Genomic DNA, 24980 nt, shown 5'->3' with positions numbered 1-24980 from the left:
CTTTCTAACTAGAAGTGGATCGATTTTTTTTACGAAACCACTCGACAACATTGTTTTTTATTAAAATTCCTGTACAACACAAAAATAATAGAGGATCTATGAGATAGTCAAAATAGTTGGGAGAATAACCAAAGTGCATAAGAAAAGAGAATATACAGCCCAACAAAATGTAAAAAATAGTATTATATTTAAGTAAAATGCAAAATAAATTTATAACAAGAAAAACGACAAACCACTCAGAGAAGAAAAACCCATAAAAATAAATATCAAAAGGTATGATTGCAAAAGAACTCAAATATAAAGTTGTTCCAAGTACAACATTTCCCCACAAAAAGTACTTCATATCTTTTTTTGTAAGGAGTAGTTCATCCAAAGATTGGTGATATACTAAAAGGCCACATAGTGCACAGCTGGAAAAAGAAAAGCTTGGATGATATGACAATATATATTGCGCTAGAGTAAGTTCTCCTAGGGGAATATACAGGCTACAAGCACCAATTAAAATTGCAATAAACAAATTTGTAAAAATCTTATTACTTATCCACAACACAAATAGAAAGATAGTTGCGTACTCTATTAATCCATGCATCATTTGTTCACCTTTTTTATTTTTTCACGTAACCATACCTCATTAAACGTAGTATGTTTTATTTTTTCGAAGCAAGTATAAGAGAGATGATAGTTTCCATTGTGTTTTATTATGCTTGGATATTGATAGTAATGTGATTTTTTGCCGATAAGCTTAAAGCGCTCATCTTGTTCGACAGGGATAGCTGTTTCCAGATAGTGTAAAATATGCCATTTTTTACCGCTATTATTGGTATAAACAAGCACAAGATTATCGCGCTCTGTAGGAGAATAGTTAATAACACCAATAAATTCCTTTTCGCGAATATGCAACATATCAAAACCAGAATTAGGATTGGGTAAATTTGCCTTTTTTACTGGTGACCAATTTATACCAGAATTTATACTTTTTGATTGCAACATCGAACCTTTATCACGATTACGAAAAAAAGCTATTAGACCAGCATCTTCACTACGAACAAGTGTTGGTTGTAAAGTTCGCTGATGATTTCCAATACGCTTTACTATGTATTTGAGTTCATTGTCTTCCCATTTTCCCCATAACGCAATGCCATATTTATTAATAAATTCTTGGTAGAGAGGTAATAAAAAGCTACCGTTTTTAAATACAAGAGGCTTATTTTTTACATTATTGCTTAAACTCAAAAATGGATTTAAAAAGAGTTCCTTACTTCGACTCCAAGTTTTTCCGTTATCGCGCGAGTAACGGTAATTAGTTCTTGCCATTGCCCAACCACCAAGACTAACACTACAATAGAAAAGCCATAAAGTATCTTCTGCGTCTTTAAAAACAACTGCATTGCCTACCTTGCGAACGTAACGATTTAGTTCTTTTGAACTAATATTTAAATCGACAAGGCGTTGTGGAGAAGACCATTTGTTTTTTTCACGAATAGCCGCATAAATAGAAACATCAGGAGCTCCTTCTTTTGATCCTGCATACCACACACACATTATGCGATTTTCATCTAACGGAGTAATAGAAGATACATGATTTTTTTCATGTGGAAATTCAGGAGCGATATATGTCGTAGAAAATGCGGGTTGCTCTGTTTCGTGGTTTGTCGTTGTAATAACTTGTTGATTGTTCCACTTCGAAAGAGTTGGATCGGTTATAAAAAATGCGATTGCATAACAAGAAATTACACATATAATTTTACATAACACAGTGTATTGTTTTTTTGTTTTCATAATTGGTGAACATAACATAATATATATTATCTTGCAATAAAAAACACCGACGATTCCAAGTCAACCGTACTGCAAGAATCAATGTAGTGCTATACTCTATATAGTAACGTAAACGATAAAGGACATGTTTTGAGAAGAAGACAACAACGTATGTCGCCCCAAAATTTGTTTGAAAATGAAGAGCCTGACATATTTAGCGACGAAGAAGAACAAGAACAAGATGCCCCTTTTCTAGACATTGTACCTCAAAGTAATATGCCTGCAGAAGATATATTTAGCGATTTACCTAGCGCCAGCATATTTGATGAGGAACAAGATTGTTTTATTGTTAAGAAAAACGCAAGCAACTTAAACGACGACGATTTTGACAGCAGCTTTGACGATTCCGACAGTGATGTCAACGATTCCGATAGTGGTATTAACGATTGCGACAGTGATATTGACGATTCAAACGATGAATCTGGAGGGAATTTTTCAAACGAAATAAACATGACAAATAAACCAAGTAATGTTATACCTGTTCGTATTACAAATTTTGAAAACAATCCACAAAATCAGGAGGAATCTATGGACGCCAAAGGTAATATTTATATGCAGCAAGCTATAGCCGAGGTAGATAATCTGGAGAAACAATTACGTGTAAACCGCAAGCACAAAAAATCGAAACCCGCTGCTCCGCGCAAAGATAACAACACCAAAATAATAGAAGAAGAAGAAAAAGAAATAGTTAGTTCTCTCGGAGTAAAAGTAACAGGGCGATTGTTTAAATCTGTAGTTGTACCTCCCAACATGTACGTTATTCATACACGTAGAGGGCATGAAAAACCTTTACACATAGGTCTCGGAATGTCGTTTCGCTATAATCCGCGCAGCGATTCTTTTTTAGTTGTTCCTAGCTCAATGCAAACAATTCTTATCAGTGCAAATACCATTTGCAAAGAATTACAAGGTATTTTAATTCAAGCCTATGTTCAGTGGATTATTGATGATGTAGAAACGGCCTATCGTCGTCTCGATTTTTCTGATGCTGAAGATCCGATGCGCGTTGTAACCTTACAGTTACGAGAGCAAGCAGAAGCGGCTATTAAAGACAAAGTCGCTACTATGTCGATTAACGAAGTTTTATCCGACAAACAACCGATTATCAAAGAATTGACAAAACGTTTGAAAGAAGTGGCTGAAGGTTTCGGTGATGACAGTGGTTTGGGAATTAAGATTATCACAGTGCAAATAAAAGAAGCCATCGTATCATCGGCAAATTTATGGCAAAATTTACAGAAACCATTTCGTTCAAGCCAAATGGCTGCCGCGCGCTTAGCAGAAATTGAAAACCAATCAACGGTGAATAAAAGAGAGCTTGAAGAAGAACAAACACAACAAGATGCACAACAAGTTATTCGCGAAAAACAATTGCAATTGAATCACAAAATAAAAACAATCGAATTGGAAAAAGAGTTTGCTCAACGCCAACAAAATATGGAATTAGAAATTCATTCATATCAGCTAAAAGAAGATAAAATCAAAGCCAAGCGTCAAATACAAGAACTTGAAATGGAAAGCGACGCAAAACTTCGTAAGCGAAAGCAAGAACTAGAAGCGCATTTCGAAGACCTTGCACTCGAAACAGAATTGCAATGTAAACAGAAGAGAAATGACTTAAATAACAAACAAACGAATATAGAGCTCGATTTCGATGAAAAAAGGCAAAAAACGGCGAACATGCTTTCTCAACAACAAATTCAATCACAAGCGATAGCAATGATGCCGGATATTGCCAAATCCCTTCCGCATCCAAAACATAGTGTCAATATTAGCGGAGATGGAAATGGATCCTCTTTGCCAGGAATTATAGCGAGTATTATATCTGTGCTTCAAAGCTACGGCATTCGCATCGGAAATTCTGAAGATGAATAATTATGAAAAAGATCTAAAACGGTATGTCTAGTAACAAATTACAAAGTAAAATCGTCGGAACGATAGTTAATTTTCGATAAAACGATAAATAATTACAAATCTAGTTTCTCGTTTTAAGCCTGTGATACTGAAGTTGTGAGCAACAGTGGGAAACCATGTTGAATACTAAGAAACTTTTTTATATACTTATTAGGACGTATCGACGCAAAAAGTGATGTTTTGTCAATCAAAAGTTCTAAGATGCAGAAAGGAAGTGCGGGGCAAACATTTACGATGAAGAACATATTGGCATTCCCTTCGGGAACATCCTCGCCATATTACAATGAAAATTTTAGGTATAGATGAAGCTGGCCGCGGGTGTGTTATAGGTCCCATGGTACTGGCCGCAGTAATGGTTACACAAAAAAGTTGGGATAAACTTTTAAAATGCGGTGTCAAAGATTCCAAAAAGCTTACTCAAAAAAAGCGCGAAGCTTTGGTAGATGAAATTAAAGATATAGCACTTGGAACAGAAATTATCGTAGTTCCCCCTCCTAAAATAGATGAGTACTGTTTAAAAAAACGTTTAAATGTTTTAGAAGCAGAAGTCGCTGTAGAACTTATAAAAAGAAGGTATCCTGATGTTGTTTACATTGATGCTCCTGGAAGAGGAGGTCATAAATTTAAAGAACAACTTGAGAAATTACTAAACGAACGTCAAATATGTATTGTTGCTGAAAATCATGCAGATGATAATTATCCTGTTGTTGCTGCAGCTAGTATTCTCGCAAAAGTAAAAAGAGACGATGAAATAGAAAAACTACGCAAAAAATTTGGAGATTTTGGTTCTGGTTATCCTTCCGACGCCAAAACCCAAAAATTTATTCAAAAACTATGTCAAAGCAAACCACCTCTTCCTGATTATATTCGGCATAGTTGGTCGACAGTAAAAAGAAAATTAGCTGGCGAACAAGATGAACTGTTTACCTAGCATTTTATAACATTCGCAATGGAGCCTAGACTCTATTTTTATCGTTTTAAGCATGTAAAAAGAGATTTCTTTTGCATGCCTTATGTATAAAAAATTTAAATGAATATAAAGGTAATCGCAATGTCTATTCCTTTTGATTGTCCATTCTGCTCTTACAGAAAGAGTGTCCCTGATAATTTTTATGGGAAAAAAATCAAATGTCCAAGGTGCCTAGCTACATTAACTCTTGGAGTTCCTCAGCCTACGAAACTAACTGCTTTACCTTTGCCAGAAGCTGATCCTTCGCTTGAAGCAATAGAGCTGGAAAAACAAGAAATAACAGAAAAAGAGTGTCCTATTTGTTTACAATTAGTGTATGAAGGCAAAGAATGCTCTGTTTACAAAAGATACACTAATCTCTTAAAAGAAAGTAACGGCAAGCAAATAAAAGACGAAGATTTACTGCGCGACTATGACTCTATTAAAGCGGTAGCCGAAAAAAATTACAAATTAGGCTATATGTCTCTGGTTTACGGACTTTCCTTTGTGATATCCCCCATTATTTTGTATCAAAATTACAAAATTCTTCCACAAGTATGCGAAAACTTAGAGAGAAGCACACAAAGAAAATTAAACTCTTCAAGTGTTATGGCAGTTGTTGGTTTAGTTAGCTCTGTATTTGTTTCTATTGGTCTTACTATTTATATGGCGTAGTTTATCTAAATGGGTACGATCTCATAATTGTGTAATTATGAGGTTACCCCAACTAAAAAAGTTATTTTGTTACATCGCAAACATTTAGGGCCTGTCATCATTCAATACAGATAAAAATATAACGGATTCATTTAATGATACGCCAGTAGTATTGAGCCCGTTTGCGAGCCCGCGTCCGAAAACTTTTTGAGAGCGACAGAAAGTGATTTATTGGTTCAATACTAGTTTTTTGCGATGGAAAAAGAAACTTTGCTTCTTTGATAAATTGTTAGTGAAAGTTTCGCAAACGGGCTCGGGCTCGAAAAAACACACAATATTTTGAATGATGACACGCCCTACAAATATAAAGATCATATTTTTTACATAATTTAAGATTACGCCATTGAAACATAACAGAATAAAGAAAGGTCTATTTTGGGTGCTCCCAGTCATAATGAAGTTGATTTCTACGATGTCTGCGTTAGTTTTCTTCATGATCTCCCTCTGTACGAAAGGGTATTTACTCCTAGTGAAGATCCATTATTGGAGCTTGCCACTGGTACGGGACGTTTAGCGATTGAACTTGCTGCCAAAAAACATCATATGATTGCTCTAGATATCAGTCAGGCAATGTTGGATAAGGGACAAGAGAAATGCCCTTTAAATTTACAAAAATACATACAATGGCAAAAAGACGACATGACAAAATTTAACTTGCCTCGAAAAATATCGGGTGTTTTTATTGCAGCAAATTCTTTTTTACTACTCCCCTCTATTACCCATCAAAAAATATGTTTGCAAAACATATCAAAGCATCTTACTTCCGGCGCAAAACTTGTTATTGATGTATTCCATCCATTTTATTTGCTAAAACAACCCCAGTGCCAAGGGCAACTATCTTTGCTTATGTGTATTGAAAACTACAAAGAAAATACAACATTGAACCATTGGTGCAGTGGACGCTATGATAGCGCACGACAAGTTCTTATTGCTAACAATATCATAGAACTTTGCTGTGACGGCGAAGTAAAACGTTATCCGTATACCGAAATATTGCGTTATGTGCATCGCTATGAGATGGAGCTATTATTAGAGCAAGCAAATTTCACAGTGGAAAATGTTTTTGGTTGGTACGATGAAAGACCATTCGAACATACTAGTCAAAAAATGATTTTTATTGCTCGTAAAAATTAAGGAATACTCTATGAAAAAATTTATATTTGTATTACTGTTTATCGCTTGTGTTGCCCAAGAAAAAATTCTCGAAGAAGTGGCTAACTCCAAAAGACAGTGGACGGGAATCGCTGTTTCACAAAGTGGTCGCACATTTGTTAATTACCCAAGATGGGGAGCACGTACACCTATTTCTGTTGGAGAACTGCAAAAAAATGGACGTGTCATACCTTTTCCTAATAAAAACTGGAATGGGTGGACTCTTGATTTATCTCCGCGAAATCGCTTTGTCTGTGTCCAAAGTGTGTATATAGATAATCAGAATTTTTTGTGGGTACTTGATCCTGCAAATCCAAAATTTTCTGGTGTAATAAAAGGTGGACCCAAGCTCCTCAAAATAGATCTGAGTAGCAATGAAATACTGAAAATATATACTTTCAACGAAAGTATTGTTTTAAAAAATAGCTACTTAAATGACGTGCGTGTGGACACGATTAACCAATTTGCTTATATGACAGACTCGGGTGATGGTGCAATTGTTGTTCTCGATTTAAAAACGGGAATTTCGCGTAGATTACTAGATAACCACGCTTCTACAAATGCTGAAGACGTGGTATTAGAAATCGAAGGTAAGAAATGGCTGCGCGGTGGTAAAGCGCCACAGGTTCACTCAGATGGCATTGCCCTAAGTCCGAACAATGAGTATTTATATTACCAAGCTTTAACGGCAAAAAGTCTATACCGCATACGTACACAGGTTTTACGCGACCAAAATATTGCACAAGAAACTATACATAAAAACGTACAAGTCTTAGGAAAAACGGGTGCCGCTGATGGTTTGATTTTCGACCCTCATGGTAATTTATATATTTCAAGCTTGGAAAACAACGCTATTTTGCGCTTAACACCTGGTTTACGAGTGCAATACTTGGTACAACACGAAAGTATCTCTTGGCCCGATAGTTTTTCTATAAGTAATGGACAACTTTATTTTACTACAGCACAAATACATTTAGGCAGCAGTCCCACAAATCCGTACCGAATTTTCAAAATACCTATAAGTCCAGAACTACGCAATAAAAATCAAATCATTAGTTTTATTTATCACTGGTTTTCACTATTAGACAATAACGCCGATTTAAAAAACTTTCTACCGTTATTATCACAAACAAGTTTATACATGCAATTTCCAGATGTAAATTTGTATTCAGTGTTTGATTTTCAAAAATGGCACTCACTAGTAGCATCACAAATAAAAAAAGCGACGCACAATATCGAAAGTGTAAAAGTCGAAATTGATCGCGATGGTAATTATGTTGTGCAAGTAAAATTGGAATGGCAAGGTACCACAAAAGATAATGAAGAAATGAAATTTAAAGCAGAGCAAAATTTTGTTATCGTTGAAACAGGAGAACAATATCCACGTATCACACGTTGTATTGTAAAAGAGCTAAAATCAACAACGATGAACAATAAAGTAAAAGAAAAAATTAGTCTGTTAAAAAAACCTACGTTTGGTGGATTTGTAACTATTGCCGACGCTAAAATAATTGAAAATATGGCAATGGGAAATCAACTTGATTTCTTTTGGATCGAAGCAGAGCACACTGAAATGAGCGTAAAAGATGTACAAAACCTCGTGCGTGTAGCTGAAAATGAAAAAACGGTACCCATTGTACGAATTCCGACAAATGATATTTCGCACATAAAAAAATATATTGGCACTGGAGCAAAAGGAATTATTATTCCTAGTATAAAAAACGCTGACGATGCTAAAAAAGCTGTCGATGCCACAAAATACCCTCCTATTGGGAAAAGGCCTGTTGGTGCTGAAAGAGGAAATCGTTATTTAGGTAAGTTTAGAGAGTATTTCGCTGAAGCAAATAATGTTGTACTAACAATACTAATGATCGAAACACCTGAAGCTGTAGAAAATTTAGAGCAAATAGCGCAAGTGCCTGGAGTAGACTTGTGGCATGTAGGTCCTTTCGATTTATCAGTTTCAATGGGAGTTGTTATCGACTCTCCTGAATTAAAAGCAGCTATACAAAAAATAGAAACCACTGCGCGCAAATACAACATTCCTCTTGGAAGCTATGCGGCCAATCTAGAAACGGCTTTACAAAAACAAAAACACGGGTATTATTTCTTTACGATTCCTGGCGATATGCAGCTACTACAACAAGGTGTTCATAATTATTTTAAGGTGGATTAAAGATATGGAACAAGAGGGTGTCATAAAATTTCAACTGCGCTTTTTTCCTTATCCAGCAGTTCATCAAAAAAATATTGAGTGTTTAGACAAATGGCGCGATATACTATATACATATAAAATTATAGGTCAAGATCCTCTGCGTTATGATGGTGCTGGTTTTGGAAATGTTAGTAAACGTTGTCCGCCTTTTTTTCAGCCGTGTGGAAAAAGAAGTTTTTTTATTACCGGAACACAAACAGGTTTAAAACGACAATTAACTACACATGACTACACAACCGTATTAGAATATAATATCAAAGAAAACCTTATAGTTGCAGAAGGTCCTGTAAAGCCATCATCTGAATCACTCACGCATGGAGCGATCTACGATGCCGATACCAATATTCGCTATGTTTTTCACACTCATAGTCCAGAGATCTGGAAAAATGCCAAAGCTTTAGGAATACCAGTTACTAACCCCGATATTCCTTACGGTACAGTGGCTATGGCAAATGAAGTAAAAAGATTATTTAATCGTACAGATGTGGCTAAATTAAAAATATTTTCTATGGGAGGACACGAAGATGGCATTATTAGCTTTGGAAGATCAACAAGGGAAGCAGGAGATATAATGCTTCATTATTATAATTTAAGTAGGTGACCGAGCAAAAATTTGAGAAACTTTGCGTCGGTTATTTGGAGTGTAGTTGAAATATACTGCATTCGTTAAATAAGGAAATTAAACATGAGTCGTAAAAAACCGAGGCGCCGCAGCACAGGAAAAAGTTACAAGGATTTGCGCCTATGTGGCCAAATAGCAAAAGCTCTCAATTATGCACTTGCTGGAGAGTGTGATGATGATATTTTACGTGATTTATATGTAGACTCGGTGATCCCTTCACCAAATAGTTCACGTTTATTAGTAACTGTTATGCCAAACTCTTTACCATCATCATCCGCTGAAATTTTAGAACGCTTACAGCTTAATATGAATATACTATTGTCGGAAATCGCTTCTTCGATCAACCGTCGCAAAGTACCGCAACTAAAATTCAACGTAATTGGTAAATATAATCTGGATGAAAATCCAATTGACGATGACTATTCATTAGATCAATTTTAAGGCAAATAATTAATAAGTGACTAACAAACGCAAAATTATCGAGCTTATCGAAGGCCACTATTCGCTAGGTAAAATCAACAATATAAGTGTCTGTTTAGGTGGAATGGTAAATGATAGTTACATTGTAACTATAAATAATAACCGCTACTTTTTTCGTTTATATAAGAATAATTGCGAACAAGATATCCTTATCGAGCACGATTTGCTTTGCTATTTACAAAAACAGAGGTTCAAAACTTCACCACAGTTACTTTTCACGAAAACCAAAAAAACATATGTGCACTATAGTGAACGCTATGGTGCACTTTTTGGTTTTTTAGACTATGAAATAGTAGGCGATTGGGACGCAAACTGTGATACCATTTATTTACAAAGTGCAGCGCAACTACAAGCTTCATATCATCGTGCAATCTTCTCTTGGCAACCACCACATCAAAAAAATATATCAATAAAAGCATTTCTGGAAAACTTGCGTGCAAAAAACAACCAACAGCAAATTTTTGGTTCTTATAACCAATGTATCGAGAAAAACATCAACAAGAGTATTGCTTTTATTCCCCAAATTACAAACTTACCAAAAGTAATGATTCACGGTGACTACCACTTAGAAAACATTATGTTTCACCAACAAAAAGCGGTAGCGATTTTAGATTTCGATTGGATTTTTTACACCTATCGTATCTTTGACATTGCACTTGCTATTTTTTATTTCTGCAGTTGCTGGAAAATGCATTGTTTATGTCCACACAAAGCCAAAAATTACCTTGAAAACTATCAAAAAATCGCCCCTATTTCAAAACAAGAACATCGTATGCTCAATGAATTTATTACTATAGCATGTTTATATTTGTTGAGTTGGTTAAGCGACTGTTGGCATACTCTATCCCAAGAGCAACAAAAAAAATACTTAGAACATTTTTGTTGTACGTTGTAACCTCTTTTAATTTTGATTTTCGCTCGGAGGTTTTTTATATTCGGGATCAGTTGATTCTCTAATGTACTGAAATTCTAAAGAATTTGATTCTAAAAATTGTACAATGGCATCTCTGATTGGTTCTCGTGCTAAAGCTTCAACATGCCCACAATTTACTGCACCTATGAATGATTTAGGAAAACTTGATTCTTGGAATAGTTGATAACTATGAGAAATCGGAACCATTTCGTCTTTATCACCATGTATAAACATGATCGGTACATGTAGAGATTTGACATAATCAGCAGCGCTATAACTGTTACCACCTACTAGCATCCAAGTAAAAGGATAAAAAAGAGATGAATCTCCTACATGGTAATTCGCAACCGAAGCGTAAGAATAAAAAGTACTATCTATAATCATGCCATCGATAAAGTGACGATTACTATCATCGACTACGGCGATAGCTTGGTTTCCACCCAAACTTTGGCCAAAAAGATAGATATTATCCCATTTTCTTTGGTCAGTTATGTACTTAATGGCTGCGCGACTGTCCTTCACTAATCCTGAACGACTTGGAGATCCTTGTGATTCTCCATAACCACGATAGTCAAATGTAAAAACGTCGTAACCTCTAGCAATTAGCCATTCAACAAAAATAAAGTATGTTTGTGCATTTCCTGTGTTACCATGAAAGTGGATAACAATACCTTTGGATGGTTTTTGAGATTTTAGTAAAAAACCTTTCAATTGGTGATTATCTTCCGTTTGGAATGTTACAGATTCTACAAATTCTGGATTTTCGGCATATGGGCCTACATATGGTTTGTAAAATTTATGTGAACAACTTGCAAATAATATACATATAAAAATGACTATCTTCATCATATTTCCCTCAATATTTTCGACTTGAAAGTAATCACTCGTTTTTAAGTGAGTCGCAAAAAGTTTTTGAGCACGTTTCAAGTCAGCGTAGAATTTGAGTGTCAAAGAAGGAAAGCCTGAGAGGCACATAACTGTAACTATGTAACCGAAGGCTCAACGCCACTATGATACTCAAAGGCAAGCTGCGTGCTCTTAAAAACTTTTTGCGACTTGCTTAAATTATAATGGTTTAGAATAGTTTTGGCATCTATTTTTTTGTAAATTCGAACATAAAAATTGGCTTATTCAGAAAAAAACAGCTTATGGTAAGACTATTTAAAATATAATATCGTAGAAGTTGGTAGCGGTGTTATTTCACCAACTCACTATACCTCTATTGATTTTGAAAATTTATAAGGTCTTTTTTTGTATGAATTCTAAAAATACTAAACACAAAAAAACAGGCTGGATTGTCAAGTCTTTGATCATCATTTTTATTCTATCCAATGTAGCTATTGCAACGTTAACGGTAGTATACTTTAGAGCGCGAAGTGAATTACAAAAAGCTTATGGCAATAACTACAAAATCTGCTCTTTTTCTTTTCAAAACTACTTTTCTATTTACATTGTGATTGGACGAGGAAGCTACGAACTAGCTGTTTGGAGAGCAAGTGATTGGAGGATTTCACAAATAACAACGAAAGATCTAGCTTATTTTCATCAAGCTCCCAAAAATACGATTATTTCTCTACGCTGGCGCAATATTTCACAAATTCCAACGGTAATTGGTTGTATAGAAAAGCTGTCAGTATTAGATTTATCTAACAATAAAATTGTAACTGTTCCTCAGCAAATAAATCAGTTGCGAGAATTGCAAACACTCGATTTATCAGGCAACCAAATTTCTTCACTATGCCCAAATTTTTATTTATCGAATATAGAAACACTAGACCTTTCATATAATAAACTGCAAACTCTACCACAAAGTTTATACACTCAGAAAAAATTGCAATACCTTAATTTGCAAAACAATTTATTTGTTGCTCTTCCTGATTATCTAGGAAAGTTAGAAAAGTTAGAGCGCTTGGTTTTAACTAATAATAATTTACAATTTTTACCTGAGGGTTTTTCGCAACTCTCAAATTTAGAAAGATTGACGATAAAAGATAACCAACTACAAAAACTACCTATAAACATAAGTCAGCTACAAAATATTATAAGTATTAATCTCCAAGGAAATGAACTAACCGCCTTGCCAAAAAATTTGAGTGGCATGACTAAATTGACGGATTTGGATTTAACAGAAAATAGCCTAACGTCGTTACCAAAAGACTTTGGGAACTTACATAATTTACGCAAACTAGAAATATGTAAAAACAAATTGTATACTTTACCATCACATTTTGGGAATTTACATAGCTTGTATAAGGCAGATTTATCAAGTAACTATTTAACCACTTTACCGTTAGAGTTTGGACAATTAAAAAGTCTGTATAGACTAAATCTATCAAGCAATGAGCTTAAAAGCTTACCATCTGAATTTGGCTCTCTCACCAATTTAGCGTTTTTAGATTTAAGTAGCAACCAACTACAAGTACTTCCCCTAGAATTTGGTAATCTATCGTCTTTAAAAGTTTTGCATTTAGATAACAACAAGCTACAATTTCTTCCACAAACAATCAAAAATTTACCGAAGCTTTCGCAAATTTATCTAATAGATAATAACATTTCTCTAACCGAGCAAGACAAAATACGCAAATGGTTACCAAATTGCGAAGTGGTATTTGATTAGGGTAAATTTGCTCCTCGCCCCGCAACGAAAAGTTCATACCACTCTGAACGCGTAAGATCAACATTAATGGCCTCACAAGCATTGCGAATACGTGAAGGATTAGAACTACCAATGACAGGTTGTATTTGGGCAGGATGAAGGAGTATCCATGCTAGAGCAATAGCCATAGTATTTGTACAATACTTCTCTGCCAGTTTATGAAGTACTTTCTGTACCGCAGCAACTCGATGGTTTTGAGGCTGTTCCACAAATATCTTTCCTGATGCTAATGGTCCCCATGCTTGAATTGTAATATCATTGATGCGACAATATTCTACTAAACCAACACTATCTAACGAATTTCCTCCACCTCCAACAATTCCAGAATTGAACAAATCATTGTCAATAACGTTGAGCTGCACTTGATTAATAACAAGAGGTTGTTGTATGTATTTTTGTAAATACATTATCTGCATAACAGTATGATTACTGACACCAAAAAAACGTACCTTACCACTTTGATGGAGCTCTGAAAAAGCTTTCGCAACTTCTTCTCCTTCTACAAGAACATCTGGGCGATGTAAAAGCAAAATATCCAAATAAGAAGTCTGCAGACGTTTTAAACTCTGCTCAACAGAATTAATAATATGATCATAACTAAAATCGTAATGACCTATATGATTATCTGTTGCAATGCGAATGCCACACTTACTCTGTAAAATAATTTTGTCGCGTAAGTGGGGTTTATCAATAATAAACTGAGCAAAAGCATGTTCCGATTTACCGAAGCAGTATATGTCTGCGTGATCAAAAATATTAATGCCAGTTTCAAATGCTGTTTCAATTGCTATGGTGGCATTTCTCTGTTCGTTTATATTTAAAGAATTATGATCCCAAGAACCACCAATTCCCATACATCCGTAAGCAATACGCGATGCCAAGTATGGTGTTTTAACAATTTGTTGTAATTTCATTTTTGTAATCTCCAAAGAGTATTGTACTAGTGTTTTGTTTATAAATCTAAGATGAATAGTTGTGCCAATTCTTCGCGAGAAAAGCCAACTTGTCGCAACTAAAGGTATTATAAAATCTATACAATACTATTTCGGAGGAGTTTTATGAAAGATTATTTTGTGTATATTCTTGCTAGCCGAAAAAATGGCACTTTATACGTTGGTGTGACCAATGATATAGAAAGAAGAATGTATGAACATAAGTCGAAATTTACGCGCGGGTTTACACAAAAATATAGTGTTAATAAACTTGTGTATATAGAAATGTTTACAGAAGTCTATGACGCTATTTATCGTGAAAAACAGCTGAAAAAATGGAAGCGGCAATGGAAAATAGATCTTATTAAACGAAATAATCCTGATTGGAATGATCTTTTTTTATTATAGACGGTTTTCTTGTGATCGTGAATTCCTGGTCAAGCCAGGAATGACGGGGTTGAGGATTATGGTCAAGTTTGGAATGACGGGGTTGAGGATTATGGTCGAGTTTGGAATGACGGGGTTGAGGATTATGGTCAAGTTTGGAATGACGGAGAAGGTTGAGGATTATGGTCGAGTTTGGAATGACGGGGTTGAGGATTATGGTCAAGTTTGGAATGACGGAGAAGGTTGAGGATTATGGTCGAGTTTGGAATGGAAGGTTGAGATGATGGTCGAGCGAAGACGATTGATTTGGGTGTGTTCGAAAAGTCTAAAATTAAAAAACTTACAACTCTTCTTGTACAAGCCTTCGATATAGCGCTTAAACTCAACTTCACTGTCATTCCTGGCTTGACCAGGAATCCACGAAGTAAAGCTGGCTTTATTCATGAATTTTCAATCAATTCAGATGATGATAAACGTTTTCTTAATCATTAAAGTGTTAGAGCGCAAATTGCGCTCTAACACTTTAATTTCTAGTATGCTTTTCCAAAAACAACACGCTGTTTACTTGGTTTTCCGCTGATAATACATTTACCTTCTTCTTTTTCACCATTTAGAGGTATACAGCGAATAGTTACTTTTAAATCTTTCTTTACTTGTTCTTCTACTTCTGCTTCTCCGCTCCAGTGGCATAGAGCAAAACCACCGTGAAGTTCAGGTTTCTTTTTATTTTTTGGAGTAAAGAATTCGTAGAACTCTTCTTTGCTATCTATCTTCTTCGTCGCTTCGTCGCGAAATTTTGCGGCGCGGGTGTAAAGATTATTGTGAATATCGTCTAGAATGTCAGTTACTTTTGCAATAAAATCACTTTTAGGCATTGCTTCTTTCTCTTTTGGTCCTTTGTCTCTTCTGCCCATAAAGACATTTCCTTCTTGTAGTTCTCTGCCACCTACTTCTATGCGAATTGGTACACCTTTTTTGATCCATTCCCAGGTTTTTTGCCCAGTGCCAATATCGCGTTTATCATATTCAATACGCAATTCTGTTCCGTAGTAGTTGATTTTTTTCAACTGCTGTACTAAGTCGTCGCAGTATTCTAGTACTTGGTCTCTAGTTTCAGCTTTGTTAAGCATTGGTACGATAACAACATGGGCTGCAGCGATACGCGGAGGCATAACTAATCCATCATCGTCACCATGAGCCATAATAAGTGCACCTACCAAACGCGTTGAAACTCCCCAAGAAGTTGTCCATGCAAAACTTTCTTCACCATTCTTGTCTTGAAATTTTATATTTGATGCGCGTGAAAAATTTTGCCCTAGAAAATGCGATGTTCCTGCTTGTAAAGCTTTATTGTCCTGCATCATCGCTTCAATACAATATGTATCCACTGCGCCAGGAAATCTTTCGCTAGCTGTTTTACATCCTTTTATTACTGGTACTGCCATAAAGTTTTCACAAAAGTCAGCATAGACATCTAGCATTTGTAGTGTTTCATCTACCGCTTCTTGTTTTGTGGCGTGCACGGTATGTCCTTCTTGCCACAAAAATTCTGCAGTACGTAAAAATAACCGCGTGCGCAATTCCCAACGTACTACGTTTGCCCACTGATTAATGAGAAGTGGTAAGTCGCGATACGATTGTACCCAACGCGAAAATGCTGCACCAATAATAGTTTCTGAAGTCGGACGTATAACAAGAGGTTCTTCTAGTTTACCTGCAGGAACTAGACCTCCGTCTTCTCCTGGTTCTAAGCGGTGATGAGTTACGACAGCGCATTCTTTGGCGAACCCTTCAACATGTTCTGCTTCTTTTTCCATATAACTCAAAGGAATAAATAGCGGAAAATAGGCATTGCGATGTCCTGTGTCTCGAAACATTTTATCTAAACAGCGCTGAATATTCTCCCAAAGGCTATATCCCCACGGTTTAATCACCATACAACCACGAACTTCTGAATTTTCAGCTAAATCAGCAGCTTTTATGACTTGCTGATACCATTCAGGGTAATCCTCTACTCTTGTAGGAGCGATAGCATTTCGCATTTTCTTTGCCATATTTCAGTATTGCTATAAGAGTTTCTTATAGACTCTCCTCTTCTTCTGTTAAAATTTGTTCGACAAACTCGTATAAATCGTGGCAAACCTTGTGTGGAACTAAACTCATTTTAGGCTTGTTAAAGCTTTTTCCAAGCCCAGTAAGTACCAAGCATGTTTGGCATTGTGCTTTACGACCGGCCTCAATATCTCGAATATTGTCGCCAACCATCCACGTATTTTCACTGCAAAAATTGTGATCACTAATAGCTTTTTCAAGTAAACCCGAATTTGGTTTTCGGCATGTACATTTATCTTTATCTTGGTGTGGACAGTAGTACCAAAAAATAGGACCAGATATCTCGTGACAAAGTTCCTTTTCAATAAATCGATGAATATCTTTCACGTCTTTTTCACTGTACAAACCTTTGCTAACACCAGATTGATTAGTGATAATACATACTATGTAATTTTCCATCCACAAAGAAGTAATTGCTTCCCTAACTCCTGGAAGAATTTTGACTTCACTTGTATTTTTTACATAATCTTCGCGATTTTCAATAATAACTCCATCGCGATCTAATAATATTCCTTTTTTATACACTCTATTCCTCAAACAATACTTTTTTGATCTTGTTAAATGCATGGTGCAATCGCGATTTCACCGTTCCTTCTGGAATGGATAGAATCTCTGCAATTTCAGCATACTTCATATCATCGTGGTACAACATAAAAACCATTTTTTGTTCTTCTGATAACTGATTTACTGTCGTTTCTAATAGTTCTAATTTTTCTTTATAATAAACCATGTCTTCGACAGAAGGTTCTGTAGATTTTAAATTTTCAAATATAATTTCACTATCGCCTGCTTGTTTTTTTAGTTCTGTTTTTCCTTTTTTACTACGTAGAAAATCAATCCAAACGTTTTTAGCAATAGTAAACATATAAGCCTTAAAATTACCTTCTGTTTCATAGCGATTCAAACTACGATATAGTTTTATAAACGATTCTTGTGCTAGATCCTCTGCTAACTCTCTATGCCAGCAAAGACGATATAAAAAATTAATAATACGCGAGCTATAGCGTTCAACAAGTATTTCAAACACTTGTATTTCACCTTGTTGGAACAATTCTATAAGTTCATTATCTTCTAGCATGGATTATTTTCCGCGGTATTTAGAAACAGCCCATTCGCGCCACTTTTGTAAAGCAGATTTACGTTCTTCTTCACTTGCTTCTGGATCAAAACCAAAGTTTTCATTTGTACGTTCTTTTAATTCTTTAATTACTTCTCGACGTATTTCAACTTCGCGATCATTAAGAGCAAAAACCATTAACTGAACAGCAATAATGTCTGTTAGCGGTTTTGCAGTGCGTAGACATGTCAGACGAACATTTTTATCTGGGTCATTCACCAATCGGTCTTTGATAATTTGAATGATTTCATCGGGTGCTATTTGTCCTGCAACATGGATAGAACGCATTCGAATCTCTGGGTTTTCGTGTAAAGCTCCCCACTCTAAAGCGCGAATAGGATCTATTTCATAGTCATCTTTTATTCGTATCAAAAAGAACATTGCTTCCGAGCGAAGTTCACTATTATTGTCACCCATTGCTTCAACAACAGCAATAAGTCCTTTGGCTTCATAACTTACTATTTCCTTTTCCGCTTCTTCGCGTGTTTCTGGATCTACTAAATTGCGAACAGAAGTTCTTATTTGTGGATCTATACTTTCAGAAGTGGAATTATCTTGAGGCTTTTGATTATCGACAACTTCAATGACAATCGGTTTAAAAAGTATTTGTTTATTTTCTTTCCAGTTTAAATTAAATGTCAATCGATATTTTCCTGGCTGTGAACTAGAAAAAATATTTTTTACAAATACTTTTTTACCCTTGGGCTTTAAAGAGATAGCTCCATTAATCGGCTTTCCAAAGTCTTTTACTTCTAAATGAACAAGCTGATCTTTACTAGAAGCAGCATTAAATCCGTAGGATTGAAAAGCTTCACTTATTTTTTTACTACCATTAGTCACAGGTTCTTGGTGTAATTTACCACGATTATTTTGAATAACATATTTAACTTCAATATCTTCACCTATGTTATACTTCTCTTTATTTGCTTCTACATAACCACTTAAATCGTAAATGTATTTAGGGTTATCATTTTTTTGGGGTTGAGAAGAACTGCATCCTAAACACAAAAGTGTGATTAGTAGATAATAATATTGCTTTTTTTTCATCAAAGTATCCATTAAAATGAGAAAGAATCGTGGGCTTATTCGTAGAGGGTGAGTCGACATTTGTCTTCGTTGTATAATATCAAATATTATATGAAAACTTAAAGTCGATGCGCCCAAGGCAAATTTCCCCCCATCGTAAAAGTTATCATCGTTATGTGCAAGTAGTTTTTAGGAAAATTTATATGAAAAATGTTGTAATTGTCAGAAGTTTGCGTACACCGTTTTTAAAAATAAATAGTGAATTTAAGAATATCCCAGCATATGACTTGGGGGCGACAGTTGTAAAAGAACTGGTAAAACGAAGTGAGCTAGATACACAAAATATCGACGAAGTTATTATAGGCAATGTGGCCCAACCTCCAGAAGCGGCTAATCTAGCGCGCCATATAGCACTCCTTGCTGATTTACCTCATCGTATTCCTGCAGTAACAGTGCAAAGAAACTGCGCCAGCGGTATGGAAGCCATTGCTTATGCTTACCAAAAAATTCAAGCCGATATGGGTAACACCTTTATTGTCGGTGGGGCAGAAAATATGTCACAAATTCCTCTAATGTGGAATGCCGGAGCACGAAATTGGCTACAAAAATTTATGCGTTGTCGAGGAAAATGGCAACAATATCGAATGCTAGCAAAGTTTAAAATGAATTATTATCGCCCAGTGATTGGTTTAAAATTGATACTATCTGATCGTTCATGTGGTCTAGAAATGGGACACACTGCTGAAATACTTGCTCATGATTTTTCGATTTCTCGCGAGGAACAAGACCTTTTTTCTTTACGTAGTCACCAACGCGCAAAAAAAGCGATCGACGATGGCAAATTTACTTCGGAAATTATGCCCTATCTCGTTGATGAAGATGATGAAGATAGTTATATTTCTCAAGACAATGGTGTTCGCGAACTTGAAAACACCGACAAATTAGCAAAATTAAAAACAGTATTCAAAAAAGAAAGTGGAACTGTTACCGCGGGAAATGCTAGTCAAATTACCGATGGCGCTGCGATGTTACTAGTTATGGAAGAAGAACATGCCAAAAAAATGGGATACAAACCTGTTGCGCGAATACGCTCGTTTGCATTCGCCGGACTCGACCCTTCCTACATGGGGCTTGGACCAGCTTACGCCACGCCACTCGCTCTTGATAAAGCCAAAATGACAATGAAAGATGTGGACCTTGTCGAAATCAATGAAGCATTTGCTGTCCAAGTTTTAGCTAACCTCCGCATTTTTTCTTGCAATAAACTAAGTGAAAAATATTTGAAACGTCCAGCTTTAGGAGAACTAGATGAAACAATTGTCAATGTAAATGGTGGAGCAATTGCTCTTGGCCATCCTGTAGGAGCATCTGCTGTAAGAATCGTAATGAACCTTGTCAACGAACTCGAACGACAAGACAAATCAGTTGGTTTGGCAACTTTATGCGTTGGTGGTGGACAAGGGGCTAGTTTTGTCGTGGAAAAAATATGAAAATATTTTTGATTTTTATGATAACTATAACAAGTAGTTGTTCTTTTCTCGAATTGAATCCTGTAGATAAAAGTACTGCGCAAAATGAGTTTACACAAGCGCAAAAAAAATATGATGAGAAAAATCTTGATGAAGCACTAATTCTTATTGATGCCGCAATTGAACATGACGTAAGCGCGCCAAATTTTTACGAGCTGCGCGCATTTATTTTGCTTGGTCAATTAAAATGGCAAGATGCTTTAGATGCGGCACGTACAGCACATTCATTAGATTCTTCTCTTATCAAACCTTATTTTTTTGAAGCGGCGAATTATTTACTATACGGACAATTTTTATCTGCTGCAAAAGAAATACACAAAGTAAAAATACTACATCCGAATTATGAATTTAACAATGATGAAAATCTTGGACTGTTAACTTCTTATTGGCGAGAATTGCTAACTCTTTACGAAAAAGAACTACCAGAAAGTGGAGATTTACTATTAGATGAGGCTCTAAAATATTTTCCTCGACAAAATTTTTTGCTAACAATGAAAGGCCATTTCTCTCTCGAAAAAGGCGCAATACAAACGGGGAAATTACTATTGGAAAAGGCGATCATCGAAAACCCATATTCTTTACGTACTGTTAAACTGTACCGAAGATTTTTACTACAAAATAAGCAATATGCCACCGCCTATAATATTTGGCTAAGAATTGTTCCGCAGCGTTTAGTTTTCCACGAGGACAATAAAGTTCGCTTGCGCTATCTTCGTTTGCAAAAAGCGATAAAAAGCGTCCAAGAAAATAATAATGAGTCTTTATTAGAGCTAGCTCGCTCACTTACTTTTGTAGGGTGGGAAGAAGAAGCGGTTATTGTTTATGATCAAGTAACAGGGTTCGATGAAGAAAAACAAAAATTACAAAATCACATACAATTTTTAAAAGCTTTGCGGAAATATGTGGCTAAATATTACCAAACTACACGCCGCGATATTGTAACCATGCTAAGTGACATTCGCCGTATAGCCGCGACGTTTAGTATTGATCTTCCGGCGTCACCCAGTCGTGAATTTCAAAATTATTTTTGGGTTGTTCGCGAAGCAAATCCCTTTAATCCTAAAGCACAAACTCTATGCTCTTATTTTGCTCGCTACAATAAATTTTTCGATATGGGTAATAACTATGGGCAAATTGAAATACGTTTAATGAACCGCTTGTGTCACCGTACATACCAACGCGAAATATGGGGAAAACCAAGAACTTACCAAGCAATAACATGTGATGAAACATTTATCGATTCTTACAGTGGTTATTTTTCCGGAGCTCCAACCATAGCAGGGCGTGCATTTTTATCAAATAACGGATTTTATGTTGCAGTAGATACTCTGCGTCCTCACATAGTTACTCTACAAGACTTATACAAACGCATTACTCAACCAGTAAAATTTCCTGAAAAATTTTCCATGGCAGATAAAGATTACTTGCCTTACTCAAAATCTATAGCTGATATTTTCTTGAAACGCGCTTTAAGAAAACAAGTAAAAAAATTACCAAAAACGGAAAATGAAAAGTGGGATACCTTTTTTAATTTAATTCTAGAAAGACGCCTTGATACTGTTCATAATCATGAATTAGGTCATATAAATGACCTACCTTGTTATATGCCAATTCAAAACAATATTGGTAGACACTTAGGCTTGCTCTGGAAACAGGGATTCTCTCCTAACAATATCCAAACGCGATTTGAACATGTAGCGGAATTATTTGGTGTACGGCACACAAAATATATCGATTTTTATTTGTTTCAAGTTATGGAACGTTTAGACGCTAGTTTCGAAGGAATTTTTACAATGGTTTACTGGGCGTGGTACGGACGTCTTCCCAGCGATGACCCATATTATAAAAGTGCATCGCGCATATACCGAGGCTTAATGAAATTGTCTGGAAAAGAAAATGACTGGCAAACGCTAAAAGACTTAACACAATACAACGAAAAGCAATTACGCAAATGGGTTCATGAACTTTGTGCAGAACAAGATATTACTAAACGTTGTGATTGTGAGTAATCATTATAAATTTCTAAGAAAATGAAGGATCTTAGGATGTGTAGGTATTATTTGGTATTTCGTGTATGGTTATAATATAAAACTTGCATAGAACGTTTCTGTTCTATCGACTCCCTTGGACACCCACAAGGGGCGTCCTACATCTTTTGCCAAAGTGGATTTTTATCTTGCAGGTTGCGAAAACTCATTTGGGAGACTCATTAAATTTAGCTTAAAACCCAACTACGAATACGTTTATATCCATGTTTGGAGATACGGATTTTATCCTCTTCGATAAAAACGCCGAGATTTGCTGACATTAAAATTTCTAAATCTTTTTTGATCGCTCTTGGGGCTTTTTTATATTCTTTTGCTAAACTTTCGATTGTCACCTGAGAGTAGGGAGAAAGTTGTCCTAGGATATTAAATAGATGCGATATTTTTTGCTGCCACATACACTACTCCTTAACAAGATTATTGTTTCTTTTGCTATTGTAGTAAAGCAAAGTGCGTGCCAGAGTAGTATTTTTTTTGCCAAGAAAACGCCCTTTCCTTTTTAGTTAAAGGTAAAGAGCACAATAAAAATCTAAGTAACATAAACAGATTAGCTTATTAGCAAATACAGTAGCACAATAACTGCGCGCTTTTGCTCATAGAAAATGAGCGCTTTCGCACACTTATAATTTCGACGTTAATTTTTTAAATTTAATATGGTTTTGCAAAACAACCTCGCGAATAGTTTGATTTTGCTTTTCGCAAATTTTGCAAACAAGAAGTGCACATGCTTGGGCGTCAGATAAGGCGTCGTGGTGTTTTAAATCAATACCAAAATATTCTGCTAAAGTATTTAGCTTATGATTATCACTATCCTTTATTGTTTTTCTCGCTAGCTGAACAGTGCATAAGTACTCAATATTTGGATAGTCTAAATGATACTGGTCAAGAACAGCCTTAAGAACCCCTAAATCAAAACTAGCATTATGAGCAACTACAAGTTCGTTATTTATATAAGTTTTAATTTCGGGCCAAATTTTATCAAATGTTGGTTGGTCTTTAACATCATCTTTGGTAATACCGTGAATTTGAGTGTTGCGTTTATAAAACTCAAGTACCTTTGGACGAATGAGGAAATGTTTTTTTTCAATTATTTGTCCATCTTTTATGGTAATTATGCCGCAGGAGCAAATACTTGTTTTACGATTATTTGCGGTTTCAAAATCAATAGCGACAAAATCATATTTATTTTTAGGTAAAGTAACTGTTTTTTTGAAACCAAAGACGCGTTTAAAAAAATTCCATATCATATATTATTCCGTTAAATTAGATCTGGGAATGTGATAAAAAATTTACTACATTTTTTTTGTCACATCCCTTATAAAAAATTAGAATGTGTCAGTACATTTTACAACAAACAATGTTATACCTGTAAGAAAGCACTAAGAAATGAGTAGCTAAGTGACTAACAAAAGTAATTATCTGTTGAATACTTTTGGAGATCATTAAATTGCTAAATTATACTTATTTCCACTACGACAAAATTATACAAAACCCACTTGAAATTGAAAGTAGCTTTTTGTGTTCTTACTTTTGTTAAAGCAATGTAAATAAGAGTGAATTTCTATATTTTTTATGTTACAATTTTATCTAAAAGTACCTTTTCTATTGAGGTGCAGATAAATCTCTGCAATACCACTGCAAACAAAAACCAAGGAGTTTATCATGAAAAAAGTATGTTTTATTTTATTGTTTTTAATAAGCGTTACTGCATCTCCTGAGCTTATAAAACAAGCAGAACAAGTAGAAAAAACCTACTCGTTAAAAAATCTATCAAAAATACAACAAGATTTAGAAAATTGGATTGCGCAAAACTCAAACAATGACAATGCTCGGTACTGGTTTGCAAGAGTTTGTTTAGCTTATTGCAATGTCGAAAGATTTTTTCGCCGAGAATTGCCCAATACAGAAGGCAAAAATATTACTCGCCCAGGAACAGCGAAAGCAGCAGAAAAAGGTATAAAAATCCTCAGCCCGTTATTTAAAAGTAGGCCGAATTGGGCAGACTTGTACAGAATTCGCGGAGAACTACTTTCTCATGCAATCGTTGGCTTTTTATCGGGGATGACAAAAGGTCCGCAAGCATTAAACGACCTCAATAAATCTCTGAGTACTGATAAAAGTAACGCATTTGCGCATGTTGCAAAAGCAAAAATGTATTACTACAATCCTCCTATTGCAGGTGGAGATGTGGATAAAGCTATTGCAATGTGTAAAAAGGCTGTCAAATTAGGTGGTGATGATAAGGCATATACACTATTAGGACGATCTTACCTAAAAAAAGATCGCCCTAAAAGAGCAGAACTATATTTACGTAAAGCTTTAAAAATCAATGCTGATAATATTGAAGCACAACATTTTCTTGATGCAGCCTTACAACAAAAATAGTTGAAATGAGAGGG

General features: G+C 35.4%; 23 protein-coding genes. 13 read left to right on the top strand and 10 right to left on the bottom strand.

The window, feature by feature from the left end:
- Positions 1 to 4: 4 nt before the first annotated feature.
- Both UABHE_RS02860 and UABHE_RS02855 read right to left on the bottom strand, forming a co-directional pair.
- On the bottom strand, positions 5 to 592 hold the full coding sequence (locus UABHE_RS02860; protein WP_372368704.1) for a hypothetical protein: 588 nt from the start codon (positions 590 to 592) through the stop codon (positions 5 to 7).
- Complete coding sequence (locus UABHE_RS02855; RefSeq protein ID WP_372368703.1) at positions 589 to 1779, bottom strand: exo-alpha-sialidase; 1191 nt, start codon at positions 1777 to 1779, stop codon at positions 589 to 591. The genes UABHE_RS02860 and UABHE_RS02855 overlap by 4 nt, the downstream gene beginning before the upstream one ends.
- Before the next feature lie 129 nt (positions 1780 to 1908).
- On the opposite strand from UABHE_RS02855, the gene UABHE_RS02850 reads away from it, so the two are divergent.
- From UABHE_RS02850 to UABHE_RS02815, 8 genes are all read left to right on the top strand, one after another.
- Positions 1909 to 3693 carry an SPFH domain-containing protein gene (locus UABHE_RS02850; RefSeq protein WP_372368701.1) on the top strand — a complete coding sequence of 595 codons (1785 nt, stop codon included), beginning with the start codon at positions 1909 to 1911 and terminating at the stop codon, positions 3691 to 3693.
- A gap of 322 nt (positions 3694 to 4015) precedes the next feature.
- Positions 4016 to 4663 carry a ribonuclease HII gene (gene rnhB / locus UABHE_RS02845; RefSeq protein ID WP_372368699.1) on the top strand — a complete coding sequence of 216 codons (648 nt, stop codon included), beginning with the start codon at positions 4016 to 4018 and terminating at the stop codon, positions 4661 to 4663.
- 120 nt (positions 4664 to 4783) lie between these two features.
- Positions 4784 to 5356, top strand: a complete 573-nt coding sequence (locus UABHE_RS02840; protein ID WP_372368698.1) for a hypothetical protein — start codon at positions 4784 to 4786, stop codon at positions 5354 to 5356.
- A gap of 414 nt (positions 5357 to 5770) precedes the next feature.
- Positions 5771 to 6529 carry a class I SAM-dependent methyltransferase gene (locus UABHE_RS02835; protein ID WP_372368697.1) on the top strand — a complete coding sequence of 253 codons (759 nt, stop codon included), beginning with the start codon at positions 5771 to 5773 and terminating at the stop codon, positions 6527 to 6529.
- A 10-nt stretch (positions 6530 to 6539) separates the two neighbouring features.
- On the top strand, positions 6540 to 8723 hold the full coding sequence (locus tag UABHE_RS02830; RefSeq protein ID WP_372368696.1) for an L-dopachrome tautomerase-related protein: 2184 nt from the start codon (positions 6540 to 6542) through the stop codon (positions 8721 to 8723).
- A gap of 4 nt (positions 8724 to 8727) precedes the next feature.
- A complete protein-coding gene (locus tag UABHE_RS02825) occupies positions 8728 to 9363 on the top strand; it encodes a class II aldolase/adducin family protein (protein ID WP_372368694.1) in 636 nt (211 codons plus the stop codon).
- An 84-nt stretch (positions 9364 to 9447) separates the two neighbouring features.
- Positions 9448 to 9825 carry a hypothetical protein gene (locus UABHE_RS02820; RefSeq protein WP_372368693.1) on the top strand — a complete coding sequence of 126 codons (378 nt, stop codon included), beginning with the start codon at positions 9448 to 9450 and terminating at the stop codon, positions 9823 to 9825.
- A gap of 16 nt (positions 9826 to 9841) precedes the next feature.
- Positions 9842 to 10759: a phosphotransferase gene (locus UABHE_RS02815; protein ID WP_372368691.1), complete on the top strand. Its 918-nt coding sequence runs from the start codon at positions 9842 to 9844 to the stop codon at positions 10757 to 10759.
- A 6-nt stretch (positions 10760 to 10765) separates the two neighbouring features.
- Here the strand turns inward: UABHE_RS02815 and UABHE_RS02810 are convergent, their stop codons facing one another.
- On the bottom strand, positions 10766 to 11728 hold the full coding sequence (locus tag UABHE_RS02810; RefSeq protein WP_372368690.1) for an alpha/beta hydrolase: 963 nt from the start codon (positions 11726 to 11728) through the stop codon (positions 10766 to 10768).
- 304 nt (positions 11729 to 12032) lie between these two features.
- On the opposite strand from UABHE_RS02810, the gene UABHE_RS02805 reads away from it, so the two are divergent.
- Positions 12033 to 13394 (top strand): leucine-rich repeat domain-containing protein, encoded by a 1362-nt coding sequence (locus UABHE_RS02805; RefSeq protein ID WP_372368688.1) that lies wholly within the window; start codon positions 12033 to 12035, stop codon positions 13392 to 13394.
- On the opposite strand, the gene UABHE_RS02800 is transcribed toward UABHE_RS02805, so the two are convergent.
- Positions 13391 to 14347, bottom strand: a complete 957-nt coding sequence (locus UABHE_RS02800; RefSeq protein ID WP_372368686.1) for an aldo/keto reductase family oxidoreductase — start codon at positions 14345 to 14347, stop codon at positions 13391 to 13393. The genes UABHE_RS02805 and UABHE_RS02800 overlap by 4 nt on opposite strands.
- 144 nt (positions 14348 to 14491) lie before the next feature.
- Here UABHE_RS02800 and UABHE_RS02795 point away from each other — a divergent pair, with 144 nt between their 5' ends.
- Positions 14492 to 14773, top strand: coding sequence for a GIY-YIG nuclease family protein (locus tag UABHE_RS02795; protein WP_372368685.1), 282 nt, complete (start codon positions 14492 to 14494; stop codon positions 14771 to 14773).
- Positions 14774 to 15282: 509 nt separating this feature from the next.
- Here UABHE_RS02795 and proS read toward each other — a convergent pair.
- The 4 genes from proS to UABHE_RS02775 are packed head-to-tail and all read right to left on the bottom strand — an operon-like array spanning position 15283 to position 19028.
- Positions 15283 to 16806, bottom strand: coding sequence for a proline--tRNA ligase (proS, locus tag UABHE_RS02790; protein ID WP_372368683.1), 1524 nt, complete (start codon positions 16804 to 16806; stop codon positions 15283 to 15285).
- Positions 16807 to 16831: 25 nt separating this feature from the next.
- Entirely contained in the window at positions 16832 to 17389 is a 558-nt protein-coding gene (locus UABHE_RS02785; RefSeq protein ID WP_372368682.1) for a D-glycero-alpha-D-manno-heptose-1,7-bisphosphate 7-phosphatase, read from the bottom strand.
- A 1-nt stretch (position 17390) separates the two neighbouring features.
- On the bottom strand, positions 17391 to 17942 hold the full coding sequence (locus tag UABHE_RS02780; protein ID WP_372368681.1) for an RNA polymerase sigma factor: 552 nt from the start codon (positions 17940 to 17942) through the stop codon (positions 17391 to 17393).
- A 3-nt stretch (positions 17943 to 17945) separates the two neighbouring features.
- Positions 17946 to 19028 carry a HEAT repeat domain-containing protein gene (locus tag UABHE_RS02775; protein ID WP_372368680.1) on the bottom strand — a complete coding sequence of 361 codons (1083 nt, stop codon included), beginning with the start codon at positions 19026 to 19028 and terminating at the stop codon, positions 17946 to 17948.
- A 182-nt stretch (positions 19029 to 19210) separates the two neighbouring features.
- Here UABHE_RS02775 and UABHE_RS02770 point away from each other — a divergent pair, with 182 nt between their 5' ends.
- On the top strand, positions 19211 to 20497 hold the full coding sequence (locus UABHE_RS02770) for a thiolase family protein (protein ID WP_372368679.1): 1287 nt from the start codon (positions 19211 to 19213) through the stop codon (positions 20495 to 20497).
- A complete protein-coding gene (locus tag UABHE_RS02765; protein WP_372368678.1) occupies positions 20494 to 22545 on the top strand; it encodes a tetratricopeptide repeat protein in 2052 nt (683 codons plus the stop codon). Before UABHE_RS02770 ends, UABHE_RS02765 begins: the two co-directional genes overlap by 4 nt.
- A gap of 206 nt (positions 22546 to 22751) precedes the next feature.
- Here the strand turns inward: UABHE_RS02765 and UABHE_RS02760 are convergent, their stop codons facing one another.
- Together UABHE_RS02760 and UABHE_RS02755 are read right to left on the bottom strand one after the other, a co-directional pair.
- Entirely contained in the window at positions 22752 to 22979 is a 228-nt protein-coding gene (locus UABHE_RS02760) for a hypothetical protein (protein WP_372368677.1), read from the bottom strand.
- A gap of 222 nt (positions 22980 to 23201) precedes the next feature.
- Positions 23202 to 23828, bottom strand: a complete 627-nt coding sequence (locus tag UABHE_RS02755) for a 3'-5' exonuclease (protein ID WP_372368676.1) — start codon at positions 23826 to 23828, stop codon at positions 23202 to 23204.
- A 415-nt stretch (positions 23829 to 24243) separates the two neighbouring features.
- On the opposite strand from UABHE_RS02755, the gene UABHE_RS02750 reads away from it, so the two are divergent.
- Positions 24244 to 24966 (top strand): hypothetical protein, encoded by a 723-nt coding sequence (locus UABHE_RS02750; RefSeq protein WP_372368675.1) that lies wholly within the window; start codon positions 24244 to 24246, stop codon positions 24964 to 24966.
- The last annotated feature ends 14 nt before the right edge of the window (positions 24967 to 24980 follow it).

Source organism: Candidatus Uabimicrobium helgolandensis (assembly GCF_041508025.1).
Lineage (GTDB): Bacteria > Planctomycetota > Uabimicrobiia > Uabimicrobiales > Uabimicrobiaceae > Uabimicrobium > Uabimicrobium helgolandensis.
Note: the sequence above shows the minus strand (reverse complement) of the source record. Positions and strands in the feature narration are given on the sequence as shown.

Bases quoted from the DNA above. Each gene is read 5' to 3' on its own strand.
- UABHE_RS02780 (WP_372368681.1), bottom strand. From the start codon at position 17,942: ATGCTAGAAGATAATGAACTTATAGAATTGTTCCAACAAGGTGAAATA.
- UABHE_RS02820 (WP_372368693.1), top strand. From the start codon at position 9,448: ATGAGTCGTAAAAAACCGAGGCGCCGCAGCACAGGAAAAAGTTACAAG.
- UABHE_RS02840 (WP_372368698.1), top strand. From the start codon at position 4,784: ATGTCTATTCCTTTTGATTGTCCATTCTGCTCTTACAGAAAGAGTGTC.
- UABHE_RS02855 (WP_372368703.1), bottom strand. From the start codon at position 1,779: ATGAAAACAAAAAAACAATACACTGTGTTATGTAAAATTATATGTGTA.
- UABHE_RS02770 (WP_372368679.1), top strand. From the start codon at position 19,211: ATGAAAAATGTTGTAATTGTCAGAAGTTTGCGTACACCGTTTTTAAAA.
- UABHE_RS02765 (WP_372368678.1), top strand. From the start codon at position 20,494: ATGAAAATATTTTTGATTTTTATGATAACTATAACAAGTAGTTGTTCT.
- UABHE_RS02830 (WP_372368696.1), top strand. From the start codon at position 6,540: ATGAAAAAATTTATATTTGTATTACTGTTTATCGCTTGTGTTGCCCAA.
- UABHE_RS02805 (WP_372368688.1), top strand. From the start codon at position 12,033: ATGAATTCTAAAAATACTAAACACAAAAAAACAGGCTGGATTGTCAAG.
- rnhB (WP_372368699.1), top strand. From the start codon at position 4,016: ATGAAAATTTTAGGTATAGATGAAGCTGGCCGCGGGTGTGTTATAGGT.
- UABHE_RS02755 (WP_372368676.1), bottom strand. From the start codon at position 23,828: ATGATATGGAATTTTTTTAAACGCGTCTTTGGTTTCAAAAAAACAGTT.
- UABHE_RS02775 (WP_372368680.1), bottom strand. From the start codon at position 19,028: ATGAAAAAAAAGCAATATTATTATCTACTAATCACACTTTTGTGTTTA.
- UABHE_RS02750 (WP_372368675.1), top strand. From the start codon at position 24,244: ATGAAAAAAGTATGTTTTATTTTATTGTTTTTAATAAGCGTTACTGCA.
- UABHE_RS02825 (WP_372368694.1), top strand. From the start codon at position 8,728: ATGGAACAAGAGGGTGTCATAAAATTTCAACTGCGCTTTTTTCCTTAT.
- UABHE_RS02760 (WP_372368677.1), bottom strand. From the start codon at position 22,979: ATGTGGCAGCAAAAAATATCGCATCTATTTAATATCCTAGGACAACTT.
- proS (WP_372368683.1), bottom strand. From the start codon at position 16,806: ATGGCAAAGAAAATGCGAAATGCTATCGCTCCTACAAGAGTAGAGGAT.
- UABHE_RS02795 (WP_372368685.1), top strand. From the start codon at position 14,492: ATGAAAGATTATTTTGTGTATATTCTTGCTAGCCGAAAAAATGGCACT.
- UABHE_RS02800 (WP_372368686.1), bottom strand. From the start codon at position 14,347: ATGAAATTACAACAAATTGTTAAAACACCATACTTGGCATCGCGTATT.
- UABHE_RS02860 (WP_372368704.1), bottom strand. From the start codon at position 592: ATGATGCATGGATTAATAGAGTACGCAACTATCTTTCTATTTGTGTTG.